This is a genomic window from Mesonia sp. K7 (genome assembly GCF_003233725.1).
In the GTDB taxonomy this organism is placed as follows: Bacteria; Bacteroidota; Bacteroidia; order Flavobacteriales; family Flavobacteriaceae; genus Mesonia.
Window position 1 is genome coordinate 210,161 of record NZ_QKQV01000001.1, and the last position, 20,751, is coordinate 230,911.

General features: G+C 35.8%; 18 protein-coding genes. 12 read left to right on the plus strand and 6 right to left on the minus strand.

Annotated features, from left to right (window positions below):
- Positions 1–4: 4 nt before the first annotated feature.
- The 7 genes from DNG35_RS00985 (at position 5) to DNG35_RS01015 (ending at position 7,888) form a co-directional block, all read left to right on the plus strand.
- Positions 5–943, plus strand: a complete 939-nt coding sequence (locus tag DNG35_RS00985; RefSeq protein WP_111125877.1) for a mevalonate kinase — start codon at positions 5–7, stop codon at positions 941–943.
- A 2-nt stretch (positions 944–945) separates the two neighbouring features.
- The gene (locus DNG35_RS00990; protein ID WP_111125878.1) at positions 946–1,854 is read left to right on the plus strand and encodes a geranylgeranylglycerol-phosphate geranylgeranyltransferase; all 909 of its coding nucleotides are present in this window, start codon (positions 946–948) and stop codon (positions 1,852–1,854) included.
- Positions 1,855–1,886: 32 nt separating this feature from the next.
- Positions 1,887–2,693 carry a pseudouridine synthase gene (locus tag DNG35_RS00995; RefSeq protein WP_111125879.1) on the plus strand — a complete coding sequence of 269 codons (807 nt, stop codon included), beginning with the start codon at positions 1,887–1,889 and terminating at the stop codon, positions 2,691–2,693.
- Between the two features lie 147 nt (positions 2,694–2,840).
- A complete protein-coding gene (locus tag DNG35_RS01000) occupies positions 2,841–4,232 on the plus strand; it encodes an arginine decarboxylase (RefSeq protein WP_111125880.1) in 1,392 nt (463 codons plus the stop codon).
- 4 nt (positions 4,233–4,236) lie between these two features.
- Positions 4,237–5,118 carry an agmatinase gene (gene speB, locus DNG35_RS01005; RefSeq protein WP_111125881.1) on the plus strand — a complete coding sequence of 294 codons (882 nt, stop codon included), beginning with the start codon at positions 4,237–4,239 and terminating at the stop codon, positions 5,116–5,118.
- A 165-nt stretch (positions 5,119–5,283) separates the two neighbouring features.
- Complete coding sequence (locus tag DNG35_RS01010) at positions 5,284–6,267, plus strand: deoxyhypusine synthase family protein (protein ID WP_111125882.1); 984 nt, start codon at positions 5,284–5,286, stop codon at positions 6,265–6,267.
- Positions 6,268–6,364: 97 nt separating this feature from the next.
- The gene (locus tag DNG35_RS01015) at positions 6,365–7,888 is read left to right on the plus strand and encodes a bifunctional GNAT family N-acetyltransferase/carbon-nitrogen hydrolase family protein (RefSeq protein ID WP_111125883.1); all 1,524 of its coding nucleotides are present in this window, start codon (positions 6,365–6,367) and stop codon (positions 7,886–7,888) included.
- Between the two features lie 10 nt (positions 7,889–7,898).
- Here the strand turns inward: DNG35_RS01015 and rodA are convergent, their stop codons facing one another.
- The 6 genes from rodA to purH are packed head-to-tail and all read right to left on the minus strand — an operon-like array spanning position 7,899 to position 14,932.
- Positions 7,899–9,146: a rod shape-determining protein RodA gene (gene rodA / locus DNG35_RS01020; protein ID WP_111125884.1), complete on the minus strand. Its 1,248-nt coding sequence runs from the start codon at positions 9,144–9,146 to the stop codon at positions 7,899–7,901.
- Positions 9,146–11,008 carry a penicillin-binding protein 2 gene (mrdA, locus tag DNG35_RS01025; protein WP_111125885.1) on the minus strand — a complete coding sequence of 621 codons (1,863 nt, stop codon included), beginning with the start codon at positions 11,006–11,008 and terminating at the stop codon, positions 9,146–9,148. The genes rodA and mrdA overlap by 1 nt, the downstream gene beginning before the upstream one ends.
- On the minus strand, positions 11,005–11,511 hold the full coding sequence (locus tag DNG35_RS01030; RefSeq protein WP_111125886.1) for a rod shape-determining protein MreD: 507 nt from the start codon (positions 11,509–11,511) through the stop codon (positions 11,005–11,007). The genes mrdA and DNG35_RS01030 overlap by 4 nt, the downstream gene beginning before the upstream one ends.
- Positions 11,504–12,328, minus strand: coding sequence for a rod shape-determining protein MreC (gene mreC / locus DNG35_RS01035; protein WP_111125887.1), 825 nt, complete (start codon positions 12,326–12,328; stop codon positions 11,504–11,506). Before mreC ends, DNG35_RS01030 begins: the two co-directional genes overlap by 8 nt.
- Before the next feature lie 12 nt (positions 12,329–12,340).
- Positions 12,341–13,369 (minus strand): rod shape-determining protein, encoded by a 1,029-nt coding sequence (locus DNG35_RS01040; RefSeq protein WP_111125888.1) that lies wholly within the window; start codon positions 13,367–13,369, stop codon positions 12,341–12,343.
- Between the two features lie 36 nt (positions 13,370–13,405).
- Complete coding sequence (gene purH / locus DNG35_RS01045; RefSeq protein WP_111125889.1) at positions 13,406–14,932, minus strand: bifunctional phosphoribosylaminoimidazolecarboxamide formyltransferase/IMP cyclohydrolase; 1,527 nt, start codon at positions 14,930–14,932, stop codon at positions 13,406–13,408.
- A gap of 149 nt (positions 14,933–15,081) precedes the next feature.
- Between purH and DNG35_RS01050 the strand changes: the two genes are divergently transcribed.
- The 5 genes from DNG35_RS01050 to DNG35_RS01070 all read left to right on the plus strand — a co-directional run bounded on the left by DNG35_RS01050 (position 15,082) and on the right by DNG35_RS01070 (position 20,741).
- Positions 15,082–16,338 carry an ABC transporter permease gene (locus tag DNG35_RS01050; protein WP_111125890.1) on the plus strand — a complete coding sequence of 419 codons (1,257 nt, stop codon included), beginning with the start codon at positions 15,082–15,084 and terminating at the stop codon, positions 16,336–16,338.
- Positions 16,339–16,435: 97 nt separating this feature from the next.
- The gene (locus tag DNG35_RS01055; protein WP_111125891.1) at positions 16,436–16,942 is read left to right on the plus strand and encodes a hypothetical protein; all 507 of its coding nucleotides are present in this window, start codon (positions 16,436–16,438) and stop codon (positions 16,940–16,942) included.
- Positions 16,915–18,642: a sensor histidine kinase gene (locus tag DNG35_RS01060; protein WP_111125892.1), complete on the plus strand. Its 1,728-nt coding sequence runs from the start codon at positions 16,915–16,917 to the stop codon at positions 18,640–18,642. The genes DNG35_RS01055 and DNG35_RS01060 overlap by 28 nt, the downstream gene beginning before the upstream one ends.
- Positions 18,639–19,265 (plus strand): response regulator transcription factor, encoded by a 627-nt coding sequence (locus tag DNG35_RS01065; RefSeq protein ID WP_111125893.1) that lies wholly within the window; start codon positions 18,639–18,641, stop codon positions 19,263–19,265. Before DNG35_RS01060 ends, DNG35_RS01065 begins: the two co-directional genes overlap by 4 nt.
- 81 nt (positions 19,266–19,346) lie before the next feature.
- Entirely contained in the window at positions 19,347–20,741 is a 1,395-nt protein-coding gene (locus DNG35_RS01070; RefSeq protein ID WP_111125894.1) for a DUF5723 family protein, read from the plus strand.
- The last annotated feature ends 10 nt before the right edge of the window (positions 20,742–20,751 follow it).

The window sequence follows — 20,751 nt, forward strand, 5'->3', positions numbered from 1 at the left end:
GCCAATGAAAGGACCATTATTTTATTCGAAAATATTACTCTTTGGAGAATACGGTATTATCAAAGACTCTAAAGGCTTATCAATACCTTACAACTTTTACAATGGTGCCTTAAAGAGTTCTGATAACTTTACTGAAAGTCAAGAAAAATCGAACAAAAACCTTGAGCGTTTTGTTAGTTACCTAGAGCAGCTTCAGAACGAAAATCCAGAAATGGTCACTTTTGATATTACTGCTTTAAGACAGGATATTGCCAATGGTTTGTATTTTGACAGTAGTATTCCGCAAGGTTATGGTGTGGGAAGCAGCGGTGCTTTGGTCGCAGCTATATATGACCAATATGCCAAAAACAAAATCACTATTCTAGAGAATTTAACCCGCGAAAAGCTTCTAAAGCTAAAAGCTATTTTTGGTGAAATGGAATCTTTTTTCCACGGGAAATCATCTGGACTCGACCCATTAAACAGTTATTTGAGTTTGCCTATTTTAATCAATTCAAAAGACAATATAGAGACCACAGGTATTCCTTCCCAAACCGAAAAAGGGAAACAAGCCGTCTTTCTTATCGATAGTGGAATTATTGGAGAAACCGCTCCGATGGTGAACATTTTTATGGATAAAATGAAGAAAGAAGGTTTCCGAAAAATGCTGAAAGACAAGTTCGTCAAACATACCGATGCTTGTGTAGAAGATTTCTTAAAAGGTGATGCCAAATCACTTTTCGGAAATATGAAAAAACTTTCTAAAGTGGTTTTACACAACTTCAAGCCAATGATTCCGAAACAATTCCATCAAATCTGGAAAGAAGGAATAGAATCTGGGGCTTACTATCTTAAACTTTGTGGTTCTGGTGGTGGTGGTTATATTCTCGGCTTTACCCAAGACATCGATAAAGCCAAAAAAATCTTGAAAGACTACCCGTTAGAAGTCGTTTATAATTTCTAGATATGTCTATTGGTAACCCCAAACCGCTACATTACAAACTTTTTAGCTTGTTTTCTGTAGTGCGAGGTTATAACATTCTTATGATTGTTATCGCCCAATATTTGGCTGCCATTTTTATTCTTGGTAAAGATTATAGTATTCGAGAAGTTCTTCTTAATTTTCATTTATTTCTTATCATTTTAGCGAGCTCACTCGCCATTGCCGCAGGTTACATCATCAATAGTTTTTACGACACCGAAAAAGATTATATCAACCGGCCACAGAAAACCATGTTGGATAATTACATCAGTCAAAAAACAAAGCTTTCTGTCTATTTTATTCTCAACATCCTTACCATTGTTATTGCGAGTTATGTGTCTTTTAGAGCAGTAGTTTTTTTTTCATTGTATATTTTTGGGTTGTGGTTTTATTCACACAAACTCAAAAAACTGCCTTTCGTAGGAAACATTACTGCTTCTATTTTGGCGATCACTCCATTTTTTGCCGTTTTTATCTATTACCATAATTTTGATTTGGTGATTTTTATTCACGCTACCTACTTGTTTTTACTTTTAACGATCCGAGAAATTGTAAAAGACCTAGAAAACCTTAGAGGGGATTTTGCACAGAATTACCAAACTATTCCTGTGGTTTACGGAATTCGATTTACAAAGAAAATCATTTCACTTTTAGTCTTGTTTACGACAATTCCCACACTTATTCTGATGACCAACAATTTTAACCTCGGTTATATGAATTGGTATTTTCTGCTCAGTTTTGTGCTGTTGGTCACCTTCCTGATTCTAATTTGGCAAGCTGGAACCAAGGCTCAGTACAACAAAATGCACAATTTCCTGAAATTTATAATTGTCGCTGGAGTTTTTAGTATCTTACTGATAGAAATAGATATGGTAATTAACAGATTTTTATAATCTTATAATCGTACCTTTGCAAAAAATTAGAAATGAAAAAGCCTGAGAAAAGGAAATCTACTCCAAATAAAAAATCAAAACCTTCGCAGTCAAAGAAAATTGCAGTCGACAAACAAGTGCAGGATCCTGATGCGGGAATGCGCCTGAACAAGTACATTGCCAATTCGGGCATTTGCTCCAGACGCGATGCCGATATTTATATTCAGTCGGGAAATGTAAAAGTAAACGGAAAAGTGGTAACCGAAATGGGTTACAAAGTAAAGCTATCGGACGAAGTAAAGTTTGACGGAAGAGTAATCAATCCTGAGAAAAAAGAGTATGTATTGCTTAACAAACCCAAAGGTTTTTACGTTACTGGCAGTTTAGAAAAAAACAACAGAACCGTGATGGATTTGATTGCTGGTGCATCAAAATCCAAGCTCAACCCTATTGGAAAACTCGATACCAGCGTCACAGGACTTTTACTTTTTACCAATGACGGAACGATGGCAAAAAACTTGGGAAGTAGTAAAAAACTAATCCGCCAAATTTATCACGTAGAACTCAACAAAAATTTAAGTCAAGCCGATTTAGAATTGATAAAAGAAGGAGTAACTTTAGAAGATGGAAAAGTGATTGTTGATGCGGTAGATTATGTAGAAAACAAACCCAAAAAAGAAGTAGGTATTGAGTTAAAAAGTACTAAACCCCACGTGGTACAACGCTTGTTTAAAAAATTAGGATATGAAGTAGTGAAACTAGATCGCGTTGTTTTTGGTGGTTTAACTAAAAAAGATTTACCAAGAGGTAATTACAGACACCTTAATAAACAGGAAATCATTAATTTGGGGATGATTTAATCAATTTATCTTTTCGGTAAAATTTTAACTAAAAGTAGCTTGTTTTACATTTAAAAATAATTTCTATTTGCACGAAAAATAGATTTTACTTTAATTTAAGAAAACTTTATTTATAAATTCTTAATTTTCTTTTTTAAAAAATTATAAATGAATACAAGATACCTAGATCTCATCGATCAGACGTATTATTTTCCTCAAGAAGAATTTACTTTAAAAGACGATACTTTACAATTTCATCAAATCGACTTGATGGAATTGGTCAAAGAATATGGAGCCCCATTAAAATTCACTTATTTACCAAAGATTTCCGACAACATACAACGGGCTAAAAAATGGTTTACCAAAGCAATAGACAAGCACAATTATAAAGCTACCTATAATTATTGTTATTGTACCAAAAGTTCGCATTTTAAACATGTACTAAACGAAGCTTTAAAAAACAATATCCATATCGAAACCTCTTCTGCTTTTGATATCGATATTGTAGAGAGCCTCAAAAAAGAAGGTAAAATTACCGATGATACTTTTGTCATCTGTAACGGCTTTAAACGCGAACAATACATTGCCAATATCGCCAGACTTATCAATAGCGGTCACAACAATTGTATCCCGATTATCGATAATTATGAAGAGTTAGATTTACTTGGCGAAGAAATAAAAGGAGATATCAAAATAGGGATTAGAATTGCTTCCGAAGAAGAACCAAAGTTTGAGTTTTACACATCGAGGTTAGGTATTGGCTATAAAAATATCGTTCCGTTTTACGAAGAGCAAATCAAAAACAACGATAAAGTTGAGCTTAAAATGCTTCACTTTTTCATCAATACTGGTATTCGTGACAATGCTTATTATTGGAACGAACTCTTAAAATGTCTCAAAGTATATATTCGCTTAAAACGGATTTGCCCAACTTTAGATAGCCTAAATATTGGTGGTGGTTTTCCTATCAAAAACTCATTGCATTTTGAGTACGATTATCAATATATGATCGATGAAATCATCAATCAGATCAACAAAGCCTGTCAAGAAGCCGATGTTCCTGTTCCGCATATTTTTACAGAATTTGGCAGTTTTACCGTAGGTGAAAGCGGTGGTGCAATTTATGAGGTGCTCTACCAAAAACAACAAAACGATCGTGAAAAATGGAATATGATCAATTCTTCTTTTATCACGACTTTGCCCGATACTTGGGCGATCAGTAAAAAGTTTATCATGTTGGCGGTTAACCGTTGGGAAGACGACTACGAACGTGTGCTCCTTGGCGGATTAACTTGTGATAGCGACGATTATTACAACAGTGAGCAACACATGAACGCGATTTATTTACCGCGTTTTAAAAAGGAAAAACCGCTGTATATTGGTTTTTTCAATACAGGAGCTTACCAAGAAACCATTGGTGGTTTTGGCGGTTTACAACACTGTTTGATTCCCTCACCTAAACATATTTTAATCGATAAAGACAAAAACGGAAACATCACAACCAAACTGTTTAGCGAACAACAAAAAAGTGAAGATTTATTACAAATATTAGGTTATTAACATCATGACAACTAAAAAAAATTATGCGGGTATTCCAGATAAATATGCCCGTTTAGACGATGCAAAAGTAGTATTGATTCCTGTTCCTTACGACGGAACAAGTACTTGGCAAAAAGGTGCCGATAAAGGCCCACAAGCTTTTCTCGATGCTTCAGAAAATATGGAGCTTTTCGATATCGAAACCCGTACCGAAGTCTATAAAAAAGGGGTTTACCTTGCTCCGCCGGTGACCGAAAATTCTTCACCAGAAAAAATGGTAGAAGCGGTACATAAGACGACCAAAAATTACATCAAGCAAGATAAATTTGTCACTATTTTTGGTGGCGAACACTCTATTTCTATCGGAACCATTAGAGCTTTCAACGAAAGTTTTGAAGATTTAACCGTGGTACAAATAGATGCTCATGCGGATTTAAGAAAAGAATACGAAGGAACATCTTGCAATCATGCTTGTGCCGTTCACGAAGCAAGTAAAACCACCAACTTAATTCAAGTGGGAATCCGTTCGATGGATGAAGAAGAATTGCAATATATGGATGAAAACCAAACCTATTTTGCACACGATTTATACGAAGATTGGATGGATGATGCGCTTGGCCAAATGACACCCAATGTATTTATCACAATCGATCTAGATGCTTTCGATCCTTCTATTTTGCCTTCAACGGGAACTCCCGAACCAGGAGGTTTATTTTGGTATGAAACTTTAGATTTCTTAAAATTAATCTTTAAAAAGAAAAACGTTGTCGGTTTTGATATCGTAGAACTTTGTCCGAACGCACAAGAAAAATCATCCGATTTTCTAGCAGCAAAACTTTATTATAAAATGCTGAGCTATAAGTTCAAATATGAGAACATTAGCGAAGAAGATGACGAAGATGAATAGATTGGAGAAGTTGAAATCGAAATCGAACTTTAAACCTGAAACATTGAAACTTTCAACTTGATAAACATTAATTTTCAAGTGTCATGCTGAACTTTATTCAGCATCTCATATTTTGAGACCCTGAAACGAGTTCAGGGTGACGAAACATTATTAAACTAAAATATTATGAGTAAAGGAGCCATTTCACAATTCATTCAAAAATATTACTTGCATTTTAATGCTGCTAGTGTGGTTGATGCTGCTAAGGAGTACGAAAACCAACTTAACAAAGGCAATAAAATGTTGGTTTCACTTGCCGGAGCAATGAGTACCGCAGAATTGGGCAAAATTTTCGCCGAGATGATTCGCCAAGACAAAGTACATATCATTTCGTGTACCGGAGCCAATTTAGAAGAAGATATTATGAATTTGGTGGCACATTCGCATTACAAGCGTATTCCTAATTACCGGGACCTTACCCCAAAAGAAGAATGGGATTTGCTCGAAAAAGGCCTCAATCGTGTGACTGACACTTGTATTCCTGAAGAAGAAGCTTTTAGGCGTTTACAAAAGCATATTTTCAAGATATGGAAAGATGCCGAAGAAAAAGGAGAGCGTTATTTCCCGCATGAGTTTATGTATAAAATGTTGTTGAGTGGTGTACTCGAAGAATATTACGAAATTGATATCAAAGATTCTTGGATGTACGCTGCCGCGGAAAAAAACTTACCGATTGTTGTTCCTGGTTGGGAAGACAGTACGATGGGTAATATTTTTGCCAGCTATGTGTTAAAAGGTGAACTCAAAGCCAGCACGATGAAATCAGGAATTGAATATATGACGTTTTTGGCCGATTGGTATACAGAAAGTACCCAACCAAGTGTATCGGAAGGAATTGGCTTCTTTCAAATTGGTGGCGGAATCGCAGGAGATTTCCCAATATGTGTCGTGCCGATGTTGTACCAAGATATGGAAAGAACAGACACGCCATTTTGGAGTTATTTCTGCCAAATTTCAGATTCAACCACCAGTTTTGGTTCGTATTCGGGTGCCGTTCCTAACGAAAAAATTACTTGGGGGAAACTCGATATCGACACGCCTAAGTTCATTATCGAAAGTGATGCTACCATTGTCGCTCCACTTATTTTTGCTTATCTTCTCGATATGTAAAAATCCGCTTAAAGCGAAATCTTTGTAATGTGTTGATTTGTTAATGGATTAATCCGATCTTTTAACCATTAACTTTTAACTTGAAACTCCAAATTTGATGGATAAAATTGAAAACATAGAGCTTCGTCTACTTTCTCTTAAAGATTATGACGCACTAAAAGCAGCGACCAAATCTGCCTATAAAGATGTACCTAATTCGCATTGGGAAAAAGAGGAAATTAGACAACTTATCAAGATTTTCCCTCAAGGGCAAGTAGTGATTTTGGTCAATGGGGAAATTGCTGGAAGTGCCTTATCGATTATTGTAAAAAACAAAGATTTAGAAACACAACATACCTATGATGATGTGGCTGGTGATGAGGCTTTTCATATTCATTCTAATGATGGAACTTTATTGTACGGCCTCGATGTTTTTATCAAACCTGAATACCGTGGTTTACGCCTCGGAAGAAGATTGTACGACTACCGAAAAGAATTATGCGAAAGCCTAAATCTTAAAGGAATTGTTTTTGGCGGAAGAATTCCCAATTACCATAAATACGCCAAAGAGTTGACGCCAAAACAATATCTGGATAAGGTAAAAAGAAAGGAAATTGAAGATCCGGTCTTAAATTTTCAACTGTCGAACGACTTTCATCCGGTTAGGATTTTAAAAGGTTATCTTGAAGGTGACAAAGCTTCAAAAGAACATGCTGTTTTACTACGATGGGACAATATTTATTACACCAAACCGAGTAAAACGCCAACTTCTACTAAGAATGTCGTACGATTAGGTCTCATACAATGGCAAATGCGATCGTATAAAGATTTAGATGATTTGATGGCTCAAGCCGAATATTTTTTAGATACCGTTGCGGGTTATCGTTGCGATTTTGCTTTATTCCCAGAGTTCTTCAATGCTCCATTGATGGCAAAATTCAATGACTTAAGTGAGTCGGATGCGATTAGGGAACTCGCTGGTTTTACTGAAAATATAAAAGAACGGTTTGCTGAACTTTCGGTTTCTTACAACATCAATATCATTACGGGAAGTATGCCAGAAATGATTAACGATAAACTCTACAACGTAGGTTATTTGTGCAAACGTGACGGAAGTGTCGAGCGCTTTGAGAAAATACACGTCACGCCAGACGAAGCTCGTGTTTGGGGTTTACAAAAAGGAAACTCCCTAAAATCTTTTGATACCGATTGTGGTAAAATTGGTATTCTTATTTGTTATGATGTAGAATTTCCAGAGCTCTCCAGACTACTTTCCGACGAAGGAATGGACATTCTTTTTGTTCCGTTTTTAACGGATACCCAAAACGGATTTTCGCGTGTAAAATTATGTGCGCAAGCTAGAGCTATCGAAAACGAATGTTATGTCGCGATTGCTGGAAGTGTGGGTAACTTGCCGAAAGTTCACAATATGGATATTCAATATGCACAATCAGCAGTGTTTACACCTTGTGATTTTGCCTTCCCTTCTAACGGTGTAAAAGCCGAAGCGACACCCAACACCGAAATGATTTTGGTCGCCGATGTCGATATCGACTTGTTACGCGAGTTGCATACTTTTGGTAGCGTACACAACTTGAAAGATCGTAGACATGATTTTTATGAGTTGAATCGAAAGAAGTAGTCTTATCATTCTAAAACTGTAAGCTCTTTCGGTTTCCGTCTAACTTAACGAAAATAAAGAGCAATATCGTAAAACCCCAAAGTCCAGAACCTCCGTAACTAAAAAACGGCAACGGAATTCCAACGGTTGGCATGAGACCAATAACCATCCCGACATTCACCACAAAGTGTATAAAAAGTATTCCGAGAACGCTATAACCGTACACCCGATTGAACTGTGATTTCTGCCTTTCTGCCATCACCAAAAGCCTAATAAGTAACAAGGTATAAATGATTATAAAAAAGCTGGTCCCGAGAAAGCCCCACTCTTCACCAACGGTACTAAAAATATAATCGGTGTGTTGTTCGGGTACAAAATTCCCTTTGGTTTGTGTTCCTTGTGTCCAACCTTTTCCTTTTAGTCCGCCACTACCAATCGCGATTTGACTTTGATTGGTATTGTAACCAATACCTTTGGCATCTACTTCCTTACCAAGTACAATATTAAAGCGATCACGGTGACGCTGTTCAAAAAGATTATTAAAGATATAATTGACGGAAAAAGAAAATAAAATTCCGAAGAGCAATAAAATTCCTATTTTGGGAATAGAAGCCCTTCTTCTTCTATAAAAATAAAAGAGTATTCCCAACAGAACAATGATCATACTTACCCAAATAGAACCTAAAACTAAAGTGAGAATAAAAATGAGTATAAGTGAGGCTCCGATAATGAGATAAAATCCAGATAAACCTTCCCGGTACAAGGGAAATAAAAAAGCCAAATAAACCAACGCACTTCCAGGGTCAGGCTGTGGAATAATTAAAATCGCTGGTAAAAAGATAATAAGAAAAGAACCCAATTGATTTTTTAAAGTCTTGATATCGGTTTGGATATCGCTCAAGTATTTAGCAAGTGCTAATGCCGTGGCAGCTTTTGCGAACTCACTAGGTTGCAGACTAAAACTACCGAAAGCATACCACGAAGTTGCTCCCGAAATAGTTTTACCGAAAACAAAAAGTCCAATTAATGACAACAAGGAACCTATATAGATAATACTGGCAAAACGTTCATAAAACTTCGACTCTAATGCCAATAAGAAAACAATTAAGACAACACTTAAAACAATAAAGACCGCTTGTTTTCCATAAGGTTGATCCATATCGAAATAGCTCGTTTCCGCACCAGAAAAAGAAGCTGAATAGATATTCATCCAGCCAAAAATCACTAAAATGAAATACAAAATAATCGTTAACCAATCAAAAGCATTCGATTTCCTCATTATTGATTGATTTTAAAAGGTTCGCCACTGTAAGGCTTAGCATATTCATCTTCTAACGAATGTGAAAGTATCCAATCTTCGAGGTCGGTTCTGGTAATTTCATCTTTGATATATTTTTCAATCATCAAGCTGGCAATTTTTCCAGCGTAACGAGAACCCCAATAACCATTTTCGATAAAAACCGCTATCGCTATTTTCGGATCATCTTTTGGTGCGAAAGCGATAAATATAGAGTGGTCGGTTAATTGCGTTTTCTTTCCGTTGAGTCTAATAAAGTTTTCAGCTGTTCCTGTTTTACCACAAATCTCAATGTCTGGTATCCTTAAAGAATACGCTGTACCGTACCTATAAACATCATGCATACCTTCGATAATAGGTTCAAAATTGGCAGGCTTAACCGTGGTCATGTTTTTTACTGTAAAATCTTTATCTTTAATAGGTTTACCGTCAATTTCTTTAAGAATATGAGGTGTGTAAAACCAACCTCGATTGGCAATAGCTGCGGTAACATTTGCTAATTGAATAGGAGTCGTCAATACTTCTCCTTGACCAATACCACTAGATAAGGTATAGGTGGAATACCACCTCTTGGTATTATACTTTCTGGTATAGTAGTCACCATCTGGTATTCTTCCAGGTTGACCTACAGGTAAGTCGTTACCTAAATAATCTCCTAAACCAAAAGATTTCATATGCTTATTCCACGCATCCATACCTTCCACCGAAGTATCGAATTTATTGATAATCTTCATGTGTGATTTTGCAAAAAAAGCATTACACGAATGAGCTAATGCTGGTGTAATCGATAAAGGTGCTGGGTGATTATGACAACCCATTCGAGCATTTCTACCATAATAAAACCCGTGATGGCAATCTACTTTATCGCTCGTATTGATTACGCCTTCTTCTAGTGCAACCAAACCCGTTAATGCCTTAAAAGGGGAACCAGGCGGATACATCGCTTGTAAAGGTCTGTTGAATAGTGGTTTGCTAATGGTATCGTACCAAAGTCTCGTAAAGTTTTTAGAACGTTTTCTTCCCACCAAAAGTGCTGGATCATAGTAAGGAGCAGTTACCAAACTTAAAATTTCGCCAGTTTGCGGTTCGATGGCCACAATGCCACCACGTTTGCCCTGCATCAACTTTTCGGCGTAAGCCTGTAGTCTGGCATCTAAAGTGAGCGTAATATCTTTTCCTCGAACGGGCAAGGTATCTAAAGTTCCGCTTTTATAAGGACCAATCTCTCTATTAAAATTGTCTTTCTGAATGTACTTTACTCCTTTTATCCCACGTAAAACTTCTTCGTATTGTTTTTCGACACCCGATCGACCAATATTATCTCCAGAATTGTAATATTTCATCGATTTTACCTCGCTGTCGGTTACTTCAGAAATATAGCCCAATACACTGGCAGAATGGGAAACATGGTATTCCCGAAGTGATCTTTTCTGAATATAAAAACCTTCAAATTTTCGCAATTTTTCCTTCAAATAGGCAAACTCATCTTTGGTAAGTTGTGGGATCACTACCGAAGGTAATCTGGGTGAATAAACTTTTGCTTTGTCTAATCTTTCGATTAAAAATTCCTTAGAAATATTAAGTAAGGTAGAAAACTCTAGGGTATCAAAAGGTTTTACTTGGCGCGGAATAACCATCACATCGTAAGATGGTTGATTGGCCACCAATAATTCTCCATTTCTATCGAACACATAACCTCTTTGCGGATAGTTGTATTCGATTTTAATCGCATTATTGGCCGACAAAACCGCATAAGAAGTATCTACAATTTGGAGATAAAAAAGTCTTCCTATAAACACCAAACTGGTAAGTACAATAATAGTTAAAGGAAGGATTTTTCTCATTTTCTTCTACTGATGAATATAGAATTTACAATTAAAATTACAAATACCGTAAAGATAGTAGATAAGATAGTTTTCTTTAAAATATCGAGAAAAAATGTGAAGTTAAAATATTCTAAACTAAACAATACAAAGTGATGTATAAATATGAGTATCAGGATATATGTCAATCGGTTTGAGATTGCGGTTTGGTAAAACTTAATCGTTTGAAACTCATAACTTACTCCAAATGAAAATTTTAAAACTAAAGGTCTGATATAAGCGATAAAAACACTTGCAGCAGCATTTATTCCTCCAGTGTCTTCAAAAATATCGATGGTCATGCCGATAAGAAAACTGTAAAGAATCACTTGCATTCCCTGTAAATCGAAAGGTAGCAAGAGAATAAACAAGACATACAAGTATGGGTTGATATCTCCTGAAAAATTGATATTGTTGAGCACCAAAACTTGTATGGCAACCAAAAGGATAAAACGTAAACTATGTTTTATAAAATCGTTACTCATTTTCTTCCAATTCTAAAGATTTGAGTTCTTCTTGGTTTTCACTCTTTATCACGTACAAATAGCCAATATTGGTCATATCGTTAAATAAACGTACGTCTATTTTATAGAAACTACTCGCGCCATCAATTGCAAAATCTTCTACTACTCCTACTGGCAAACCTTCTGGAAAAATTAATGAACGACCTTCGGTAATAATGGTATCTCCTTTTTTTACCTGAGCTAGTTTTGGGATTTCAATCACTTGTACAATATTTGGATCTTTCCCATTCCACGTAAGTGTACCAAAATGATGTGAACTTCTTAATTTTACATTTATTGCTGATCGTGAGTTTAAAATAGATTGTATTCGAGCATAATTTTCGGAAACCTGATCGACAATCCCTACAATTCCTTTGCTAGTAATTACTCCATTATCAATATGAATACTATCATTTTTTCCTTTGTTGATTAAAATGTAATTGTCTAACCTAGCATACCGATTTGCAATAACTTTAGCGGTTTGAAACACAAAAGGTTTTGCTTTAAAATCGATTCCTGAAATAATGGTGTCTTTTTTGTTATAATCGAAGATAAGTAAAGCTTCGCGTAAGTTTTTATTCTCTTCGATCAAACGCTCGTTTTGAGACTTAAGGTAAAAATAATCATTGATGTTACTACGCAAATCATACACTTTTCCAGTAATGAAATTAGTAGAGTTTAGGATTCTACTTTTGTGGTAAAAATGGTTTTGTATGGTAAAATAGATTGCTAATAGAAACAGACTTAAAAAAAGTATAGTGTTTTTATACTTTATAAAAAAGTTGATAATCTGTTTCATAAACCAGTTCTACTATTTAATGAGAACCCCTTTAAACTTAGCAATATTTTTCAAGGTAATTCCTGTTCCTCTTACCACGGCTCTTAACGGATCTTCTGCAATGTAAACCGGTAAATCTGTTTTGATAGACAGACGTTTGTCTAAGCCACGAAGCATCGAACCTCCTCCGGCAAGATAAACTCCGGTGTTGTAAATATCGGCTGCTAATTCTGGTGGGGTTTGTGATAAAGTTTCCATTACAGCATCTTCGATACGAAGTATAGATTTATCTAAAGCTTTGGCAATTTCTCGATAAGAAACTTCTACTTGTTTTGGTTTACCAGTAAGCAAATCACGTCCTTGAACACTCATATCTTCTGGTGGGACTTCTAAATCTTCTGTAGCAGCACCAATTTGTATTTTGATTTTCTCTGCGGTTCTTTCCCCAACATATAAGTTATGTTGTGTTCGCATGTAGTAAATGATATCATTGGTAAAAACATCACCTGCCACTTTTATCGATTTATCACAAACAATTCCACCCAAAGCAATCACTGCAATTTCGGTGGTTCCACCTCCGATATCCACAATCATATTTCCTTTGGGCTGCATAATATCAACCCCAATACCTATCGCTGCTGCCATAGGTTCGTGAATCAAGTAAACTTCTTTCCCATTGACACGTTCGGCACTTTCTTTTACCGCACGCATTTCTACTTCGGTAATTCCTGAAGGAATACATATTACCATTCGTAATGCGGGTGTAAATAATTTTCGCTTTAAAGCCGGAATATTTTTGATGAACATGGTAAGCATTTGCTCACTCGCGTCGAAATCTGCAATGACACCGTCTTTTAACGGGCGAATTGTCTTGATGTTTTCGTGTGTTTTACCTTGCATCATCGCTGCTTCTTTTCCTGCAGCTATTATTTTTCCTGTGGTACGATTTCTCGCTACGATAGAAGGACTATCAACAACAACCTTGTCGTTATGAATAATTAAAGTATTGGCAGTTCCTAAATCTATTGCAATTTCTTCGGTTAAAAAATCAAAAAATCCCATATACGTGTTTAGTGGTAATTTGTAAAGGTATAAAAATTAATGTTTAAAATGTCTCGTACCTGTCATAACCATAGAAATATCATTTTTATTGCAATAATCTATACTTAAATTATCTTTTATAGATCCTCCTGGCTGAATAACTGCCGTGATTCCTGCCTTATGGGCAATTTCTACACAATCTGGAAACGGAAAAAAAGCATCACTTGCCATTACCGCTCCGTTCAAATCGAACTCGAAACTAGTTGCCTTTTCAATAGCTTGTCGTAAGGCATCTACCCGTGAGGTTTGTCCTGTTCCGCTGGCACAAAGTTGTTTGTTTTTTGCTAAAACAATGGTATTCGATTTGGTGTGTTTACAAATTTTTGAAGCAAATAATAAATCCTCTGTTTCTTGTGTAGTTGGTTTTTCGTTGGTCACCAAGTCTAAGTTTTCTTGACTATCGGTTTGTAAGTCTTTGTCCTGCACCAAAACACCATTTAAACAAGTTCTAACGGTAGTTGCAGGTAACTCGATATCTTTCTGAATGAGGATAATCCTGTTTTTCTTTCCTTTTAAAATTTCTAAGGCATCCTCGTCATAAGCTGGTGCAATCACCACTTCGCAAAACAATTGGTGTATTTCTTCCGCTGTAGCGGAATCTATTTTGGTATTACTAATTAATATTCCGCCAAAAGCAGAAACCGGATCACCAGCCAAAGCATCTTTGTAGGCTTCTAAAATCGTATTGCGTTGCGCCAAACCACACGCATTGTTGTGCTTTAAAATGGCAAAAGTGGGATTTTCTCCTTTAAATTCGTTCATCAGGTTAACGGCAGCATCAACGTCTAATAAGTTGTTATACGACAATTCTTTACCGTGTAATTTATCGAACATCGCTTCTAAATCACCATAGAAATAACCTTTTTGGTGCGGGTTTTCGCCGTAACGCAACTCACTTCCTTGATCAAAGCTTTGTTTGTAAACGACTTCTTCTTGATTAAAATAATTGAAAATAGCCGTATCGTAATGCGACGAAACATTAAATGATTTTGCGGCAAAACGCTTCCTATCGGCAAGGGTTGTTGCTCCGTTGTTTTTGTCTAACAAATCATACACTTCTTGGTAATCGTTCATCGACGAAACGCAAAGTACATCTTTAAAATTTTTCGCAGCTGCGCGAATGAGCGAAATACCTCCGATATCTATTTTTTCTATAATATCTTGTTCGTTAGCTCCTGAAGCCACTGTTTTTTCAAATGGGTATAAATCGACAATGACGATGTCTAACTGCGGGATTTCATAAGTTTCCATCTCTTGGACATCGCTTTCGTTATCTTGACGGTTGAGAATACCTCCAAAAACTTTTGGGTGAAGCGTTTTTACACGACCTCCCAAAATAGAAGGGTACGAAGTCACGTCTTCCACCGGAACTACATTTATTCCTAGGTCTTTGATAAATTTTTCTGTTCCTCCGGTAGAATAAATGGTAATTCCCAATTCATCAAATTTTCTTACCAAAGGTTCTAATCCGTCTTTGTGAAATACCGAAATTAAGGCTGTTTTTGCCGTTTTTGTCTGATTCATTTTTATGGTGCTGATTTAAGTTGCGAAAGTAACATTTTAAGCACAAAACCTAAAGCGGAAACGCTTTTAAATTTTTAAAAATTGTAACAAAAAAATTAAATGTTCGTCCTATCTTTAAACCATCATTTTAGAAAACACGCCAGAAAGCTATGCTAATCTACCTTAGAGTTATTAAAGAAAGTTTTAATTTCGCTATCAACTCTCTTAAAAACAACAAATTAAGGACATTTTTGTCTTTATTGGGCGTGACTATTGGTATTTTCTCAATTATTGCCGTTTTAGCTGCGGTAGATTCTTTAGAGAAAGAAGTAAAAGGCAGCTTGAGCTCGCTTGATAATAGCACGATTATCATCATGCGTTACTCGTTTGGTCCTACCGAAATCCCACGATGGAAATTAGAACAGTTTCCCGATGTGAGTTATGACGAATATGCTTACCTGAAAAAAAATATGCCCGATACCGAAGCCATTACGTTTTCTCTAAATGTCCCAGCCAATTCTATAACCTATGAAGGAAAGCAAGCTGAAGGAGTAAGTATTGGCGCAATAGGCAGTGAATACTATTACATTGAAGCACTGCAATTAGAAGAAGGCCGATTTTTTAATGAGTCAGAGGCTAAAAGCGGTTCTAAAGTGCTTATTCTAGGTTATGAAATTGCCGAAAACCTTTTTACGACCCCACAAAATGCGATGGGCAAAGAAGTACGTTTGTACGGACAGCGTTTTAACGTGATTGGTGTTTTAGAAAAAGAAGGGCAAAATATGTTTGGTCCTTCCAAAGACGGGAGTGTTTTTATACCTGTAAATGTGGTACGCCAAATTTATGGGGACAATAATCGACAAACCTTTCCGCAAATTATCATTAAACCCGCAAGTGGTGTCGATAATGACGAATACATCGCTATGTTAGAACAGCAATTACGCTTATATCGTGGCTTGAAACCGACCGATATCAACAACTTTTTTGTCAATCAGCTTAAAGGCTTTACCGATTTGATAGACAACATCACCGGGCAACTCAATTTTATGGGACTTATCATTAGCGGGTTTTCACTTTTGGTAGGTGGTTTTGGTATTGCCAACATTATGTTTGTATCGGTAAAAGAACGCACCAACATTATCGGCATACAAAAATCTTTGGGTGCTAAAAACAAGTTTATCTTACTTCAGTTTTTATTTGAAGCCATTATTCTAGCGCTCGTTGGTGGAATGATTGGTGTTTTCTTAGTTTGGGTGATTGCGGCTGTACTTTCTAATTTTACAGGCGATTTTGAGTTTGTACTCTCTTTTATGAATATTTTTTACGGGGTTTCCGTTTCGATATTAATTGGTTTGATTTCTGGTATCTTCCCTGCCTTATCGGCTTCGCGACTAGATCCTGTAGAAGCGATTAGAACAGGATACTAATTTCTTTCTCTTTTCAATATCCCCGTTATTGGGTATGTTATTCTAAGATTTATTGCTTAATTTTAACTAAAAATAATTAACCAAAAATCTTTACAACATGAGAATCAATCAATCTATCAGAGAAATCAATAGTCACGATCCTGCTTTTAATAATAATTTTATGGTAGCAGGGGGACATAGTTACATCGAAGGTGAAATCTTTGAAGAGACTAGAGCATATATCAAAATTCCCGTTTCGAATGCAAATTACCTGTGCTATTCAATATATAACATTTCTTGTCCTACCGCAACAACTGTTTATGTTGTTATTACTGACAATACACACAACGAAAGAAAACCAGAGGAAACCACACATATTCTAGAATTGGATTTTATGTTGCACGAAACAGGAATCACCTCTCTATATCGTAATAAACTACAAATCATTGTCTTAAGTGATCACCCAGAAGATTTCAATAGCAGCTTAGTAGATGAAGCAAGAACTTTAGTTAGCAGTCTTGGTTTAAGCGCGTATGAAGATCCTTGTGATGACAAAAAAACCATAGATGGCATCAAAACTGTTCAACCCCAAGAAGCATGTGGAGGAGTTATCACAAGATTATAGTATTATTTCTTTTAGCCTTTAACTTTGGGCTTGAGTTAGATACATACACCTATTTTTTTCAAAAAAAAAACTTAAATCATATTAATCAAAAAGCAAAGGCTGATAGTTTATTTTCTTTAGCCGAAAACTATAAAGGATTAAACAAAAATGATATTGCGTTAGCTAACTATGAAAAGGCTATTAAAATATATAATTCATTAAAAGATCAAAAAAATATAGCCGTTTGTAATTATGAAATATTCTGGATATTAAATGCAGAAAAGAAATTAAGAAAAGAAGCACTACCATATCTTAATGATTTTTATCGTTATGCCAGAGATAATAGTGACACAAAACTATTACTGAAAGCATACAATGCTTTTGGTAGCTACTATTTTGCTCGAAAAACTCAATTAAAATCTAAGAATTATTTCTTAAAAGGAAAAAGAATAGCAGAAAAAAATAACGATAGCGTAAGCGTTGGAGCTTTTGCTGCAAATTTAGGTTTGATTTATTCAGGTTATATTAAAAAGCAGGATTCTGCAAGATATTATTATCAGGAAGCTTTAAAAAATTATAAAACACCTCGGGATAATGAGAAAATAGTCACTGCTTACATTAACATTGCCAACAGTCTTGAAATAGATAAAGATTATAATAATGCATTGAGACATATACAAATTGCAGATACGATACAAGACTATGATCGTGAAGTGGCGTATAAAAAGATTATCTACCAGAAATACAGCACGTATTATAAAAACTTAGGTGATGTCGATAATGCCTTAAAATATTATGAGTTGTACAACCAAATGCGGGACAGTATTAACCGTACTGAGCAAAACATTGCCATCTCAGAAATACAAACCAAATACGAAACCGAGAAAAAAGAAAAAGAAAACCTTATTCTAAAAACAGAAGTCGATCGTAGAAAAACTACTCAAAAAAGCATGATTATTGGTTTTATCGTCCTCGCCGTTTTGGGTGCAATTTTCACCTATCTGTTTTATAAAAACCTAAAGCGTAAGCAAATCATCAAAGAACAACAACAAGAAATCAACTTGCAAAATCTAGAGCGAAAACTAAAAAACGAAGAAGTAAATACCATCAATGCGATGGTGACCGAGCAAGAAAACGAGCGTCAACGTCTTGCGGAAAACCTGCATGACAATTTAGGTAGCACTTTGGCCGCTTTAAAACTGCATACTGATAACCTCAAAAATAAACTGGATAAAGAAAACCAAGCCGATATCGAAAAGTCACAAGTTTTGTTGGATGATGCTTATGAAAAGGTAAGAACCATCTCGCACCAAAAAAACGCTGGTGTGATGGCAAAAGAAGGCTTGGTGCCGGCGGTAAAAAATTTAGCCAATAGCTTTTCGACCAACGATCTGCAGATTCATGTACAAGATTATTTACAAGACGAACGTATCGAAAATCAATTGGAAATCACACTGTTTAGAATGATACAAGAGTTACTTGCCAACGCCATCAAACATGCACAAGCCCATGAAATAAACATTTCACTAACGCACCACGAGAATTCACTCAACATCATTGTAGAAGACAATGGTGTAGGTTTTACAACCAATAAAAACCTAAAAAGAAACGGTATTGGTTTGTCAACCATCGACAAACGTGTAGAACACCTTGGCGGAACTTTAGAAATAGACAGCTATCCTCGTAGAGGAACCAGCATTATTATAAACATACCCACATGATACGATTAGCCATAGCAGAAGACCATCAAGCCTTGATAGACGGCATACAATTGTTACTTCAGTACGAAGAAAACATAGAAATTGTAGGCTTTGCCAACAACGGTGAAGATTTGTTGGAAATTGTCCGTAAAAAACAACCTAACATGGTTTTAACCGATATCAGGATGCCGAAAATAGATGGTATTGCAGCTACCAAAATCATCAAAAAAGAGTTTCCGCAAACCAAAGTTATTGCGTTTACCATGTTCGACCAAACCGATGCACTCCAACAAATGGTTGCTGCTGGAGCTTCGGGATATTTACTAAAAAACGCCTCATTGACTGATGTAAAAAATGCCATTGAAAAAGTAGCTCAAGGCGAAACTTTTTTCGACAATCACCTCGATTTATCAAAATTGGAAGAAGAAAGTTCACGCACACAAACTGCTGTGCTTTCTAAAAGTGAAACCGAAATCTTAAAACTTATCGGTCAAGGAAAAACTTCCAACGAGATTGCTGATATCAGGTTTTGCTCGGTTTCTACGGTAGAAACCCACCGCAAAAACATGATCAAAAAACTTAACCTACAAGGCAAAGGTGAATTGTTGCGTTATGCGCTCGAAAGCAAGTATGATTTTAAATAAATACCCATTTTCGGGTATTTCAATCCATCTGCACTATTTATAATTTTAGACCAAAATAATTAACAACCAAAATTATCTATCATGAAAAAACTAGTTTTCACACTCGCGTGTCTAGTTCCGTTATTGGGGTTTACGCAAGAACATTTTTTAGGAATCAATACTTCCCACAAAACTACCATGCTCAATGTAGATAATAATCCTGCAGAGTTAGTGAACCTTTCCAACAAAGTAGATGTAAGTATATTTCACTTAAGTGTAAATGCCTCCAACAACAAAATCAATATGCTAGATTTTTTAGATACTGATAAATCTTCTGAAGCATACGAATCTGATTTATTAAGTGGAGATAACCCGTTTAACTCTACCATCAACTTAAAATTAATCGGCCCTTCTATTGGAGTAAGAATCAATAACTGGGGTTTTGGTTTTAAATACACCCTTAATGCCAATGTTTCCCTTACCGATGTCGACCCTAATCTTATTGATATTATCGAAGCCGAAGAAGATTTAATTACCGAAATACAGACCAACGAAAATCAACGTATTACGGCGATTGGCTATCAAACACTGGATTTTTCTGTGGCTAGAAATATCATGGAAAACGAAACCTCTAAACTTTCTGCTGGTTTGACTTTAAAATTACTAGCCTCTGAAGCTTATGCCAATGGAGGAATAAATGAGCTTAATGTAAGTATCGAAAGAGAAAACGATGAGTTATATTTTAGTAATGGTAATGCTAGTATAGATTTTGCTTACGCCGGAATTTTTTCTGAAAGTTTTGAAGATTATAATTATAGTTTTTTAGGAAACGGTATCGATGGTCTAGGAACCGATATTGGTTTTAATTACCAGATAAAAAATGAAAATTCAAAATATGCTTATAAATTAAACTTAGGCCTCGCCATAAAAGACATTGGTAGTATCAATATAGACGAAAATGCAAGAAGAGAAACTTATACGTTAGCTATTCCTGAGACAGAGCGATTTAATGCTTCTGAGTTTGAAGATGTAGAGAACACAGAAGATGTCATCGCTATTTTAGAAGACAGTCCATATTTCACATCCACCGACTCCGAAACTACCGTCAAGGTTAAACTACCAACTTCTTTAAATATTTATGCCGATTATCAAGTTTACGGAAACTTGTTTGGGACAGTACAAATCAATCAAAGTCTGGTAAAAAATAGTGAAAATACAGTAATCCCTAATTACAGTACTTATGCCTTAATCCCGAGATACTCCGGAAAATCTTTTGAAGCTTATCTTCCTCTTAGTGTTTCTACCATTTCCAGTTTTAATGCAGGTTTTGGTTTACGCTTAGGTGGATTTTTTTACGTCGGTTCTTCTTCTGCGATTTCGGCAGCTTTTTCAGATACCATCAAAAAAGCAGATGTACACCTTGGGTTCAGGTTTGGTATCGGGAAATCCAAAAGAACCTCTACCACTCAAGAAACAAGCAATAGTGAAATTGATTAATCATTTCTTA

Bases quoted from the DNA above. Each gene is read 5' to 3' on its own strand.
- rodA (WP_111125884.1), bottom strand. From the start codon at position 9,146: ATGAGGAAATCGAATGCTTTTGATTGGTTAACGATTATTTTGTATTTC.
- speB (WP_111125881.1), top strand. From the start codon at position 4,237: ATGACAACTAAAAAAAATTATGCGGGTATTCCAGATAAATATGCCCGT.
- purH (WP_111125889.1), bottom strand. From the start codon at position 14,932: ATGAATCAGACAAAAACGGCAAAAACAGCCTTAATTTCGGTATTTCAC.
- DNG35_RS00990 (WP_111125878.1), top strand. From the start codon at position 946: ATGTCTATTGGTAACCCCAAACCGCTACATTACAAACTTTTTAGCTTG.
- DNG35_RS01015 (WP_111125883.1), top strand. From the start codon at position 6,365: ATGGATAAAATTGAAAACATAGAGCTTCGTCTACTTTCTCTTAAAGAT.
- DNG35_RS01065 (WP_111125893.1), top strand. From the start codon at position 18,639: ATGATACGATTAGCCATAGCAGAAGACCATCAAGCCTTGATAGACGGC.
- DNG35_RS01000 (WP_111125880.1), top strand. From the start codon at position 2,841: ATGAATACAAGATACCTAGATCTCATCGATCAGACGTATTATTTTCCT.
- DNG35_RS00985 (WP_111125877.1), top strand. From the start codon at position 5: ATGAAAGGACCATTATTTTATTCGAAAATATTACTCTTTGGAGAATAC.
- DNG35_RS00995 (WP_111125879.1), top strand. From the start codon at position 1,887: ATGAAAAAGCCTGAGAAAAGGAAATCTACTCCAAATAAAAAATCAAAA.
- DNG35_RS01010 (WP_111125882.1), top strand. From the start codon at position 5,284: ATGAGTAAAGGAGCCATTTCACAATTCATTCAAAAATATTACTTGCAT.
- DNG35_RS01060 (WP_111125892.1), top strand. From the start codon at position 16,915: ATGTGGAGGAGTTATCACAAGATTATAGTATTATTTCTTTTAGCCTTT.
- DNG35_RS01070 (WP_111125894.1), top strand. From the start codon at position 19,347: ATGAAAAAACTAGTTTTCACACTCGCGTGTCTAGTTCCGTTATTGGGG.
- mrdA (WP_111125885.1), bottom strand. From the start codon at position 11,008: ATGAGAAAAATCCTTCCTTTAACTATTATTGTACTTACCAGTTTGGTG.
- DNG35_RS01055 (WP_111125891.1), top strand. From the start codon at position 16,436: ATGAGAATCAATCAATCTATCAGAGAAATCAATAGTCACGATCCTGCT.
- DNG35_RS01050 (WP_111125890.1), top strand. From the start codon at position 15,082: ATGCTAATCTACCTTAGAGTTATTAAAGAAAGTTTTAATTTCGCTATC.
- DNG35_RS01040 (WP_111125888.1), bottom strand. From the start codon at position 13,369: ATGGGATTTTTTGATTTTTTAACCGAAGAAATTGCAATAGATTTAGGA.
- DNG35_RS01030 (WP_111125886.1), bottom strand. From the start codon at position 11,511: ATGAGTAACGATTTTATAAAACATAGTTTACGTTTTATCCTTTTGGTT.
- mreC (WP_111125887.1), bottom strand. From the start codon at position 12,328: ATGAAACAGATTATCAACTTTTTTATAAAGTATAAAAACACTATACTT.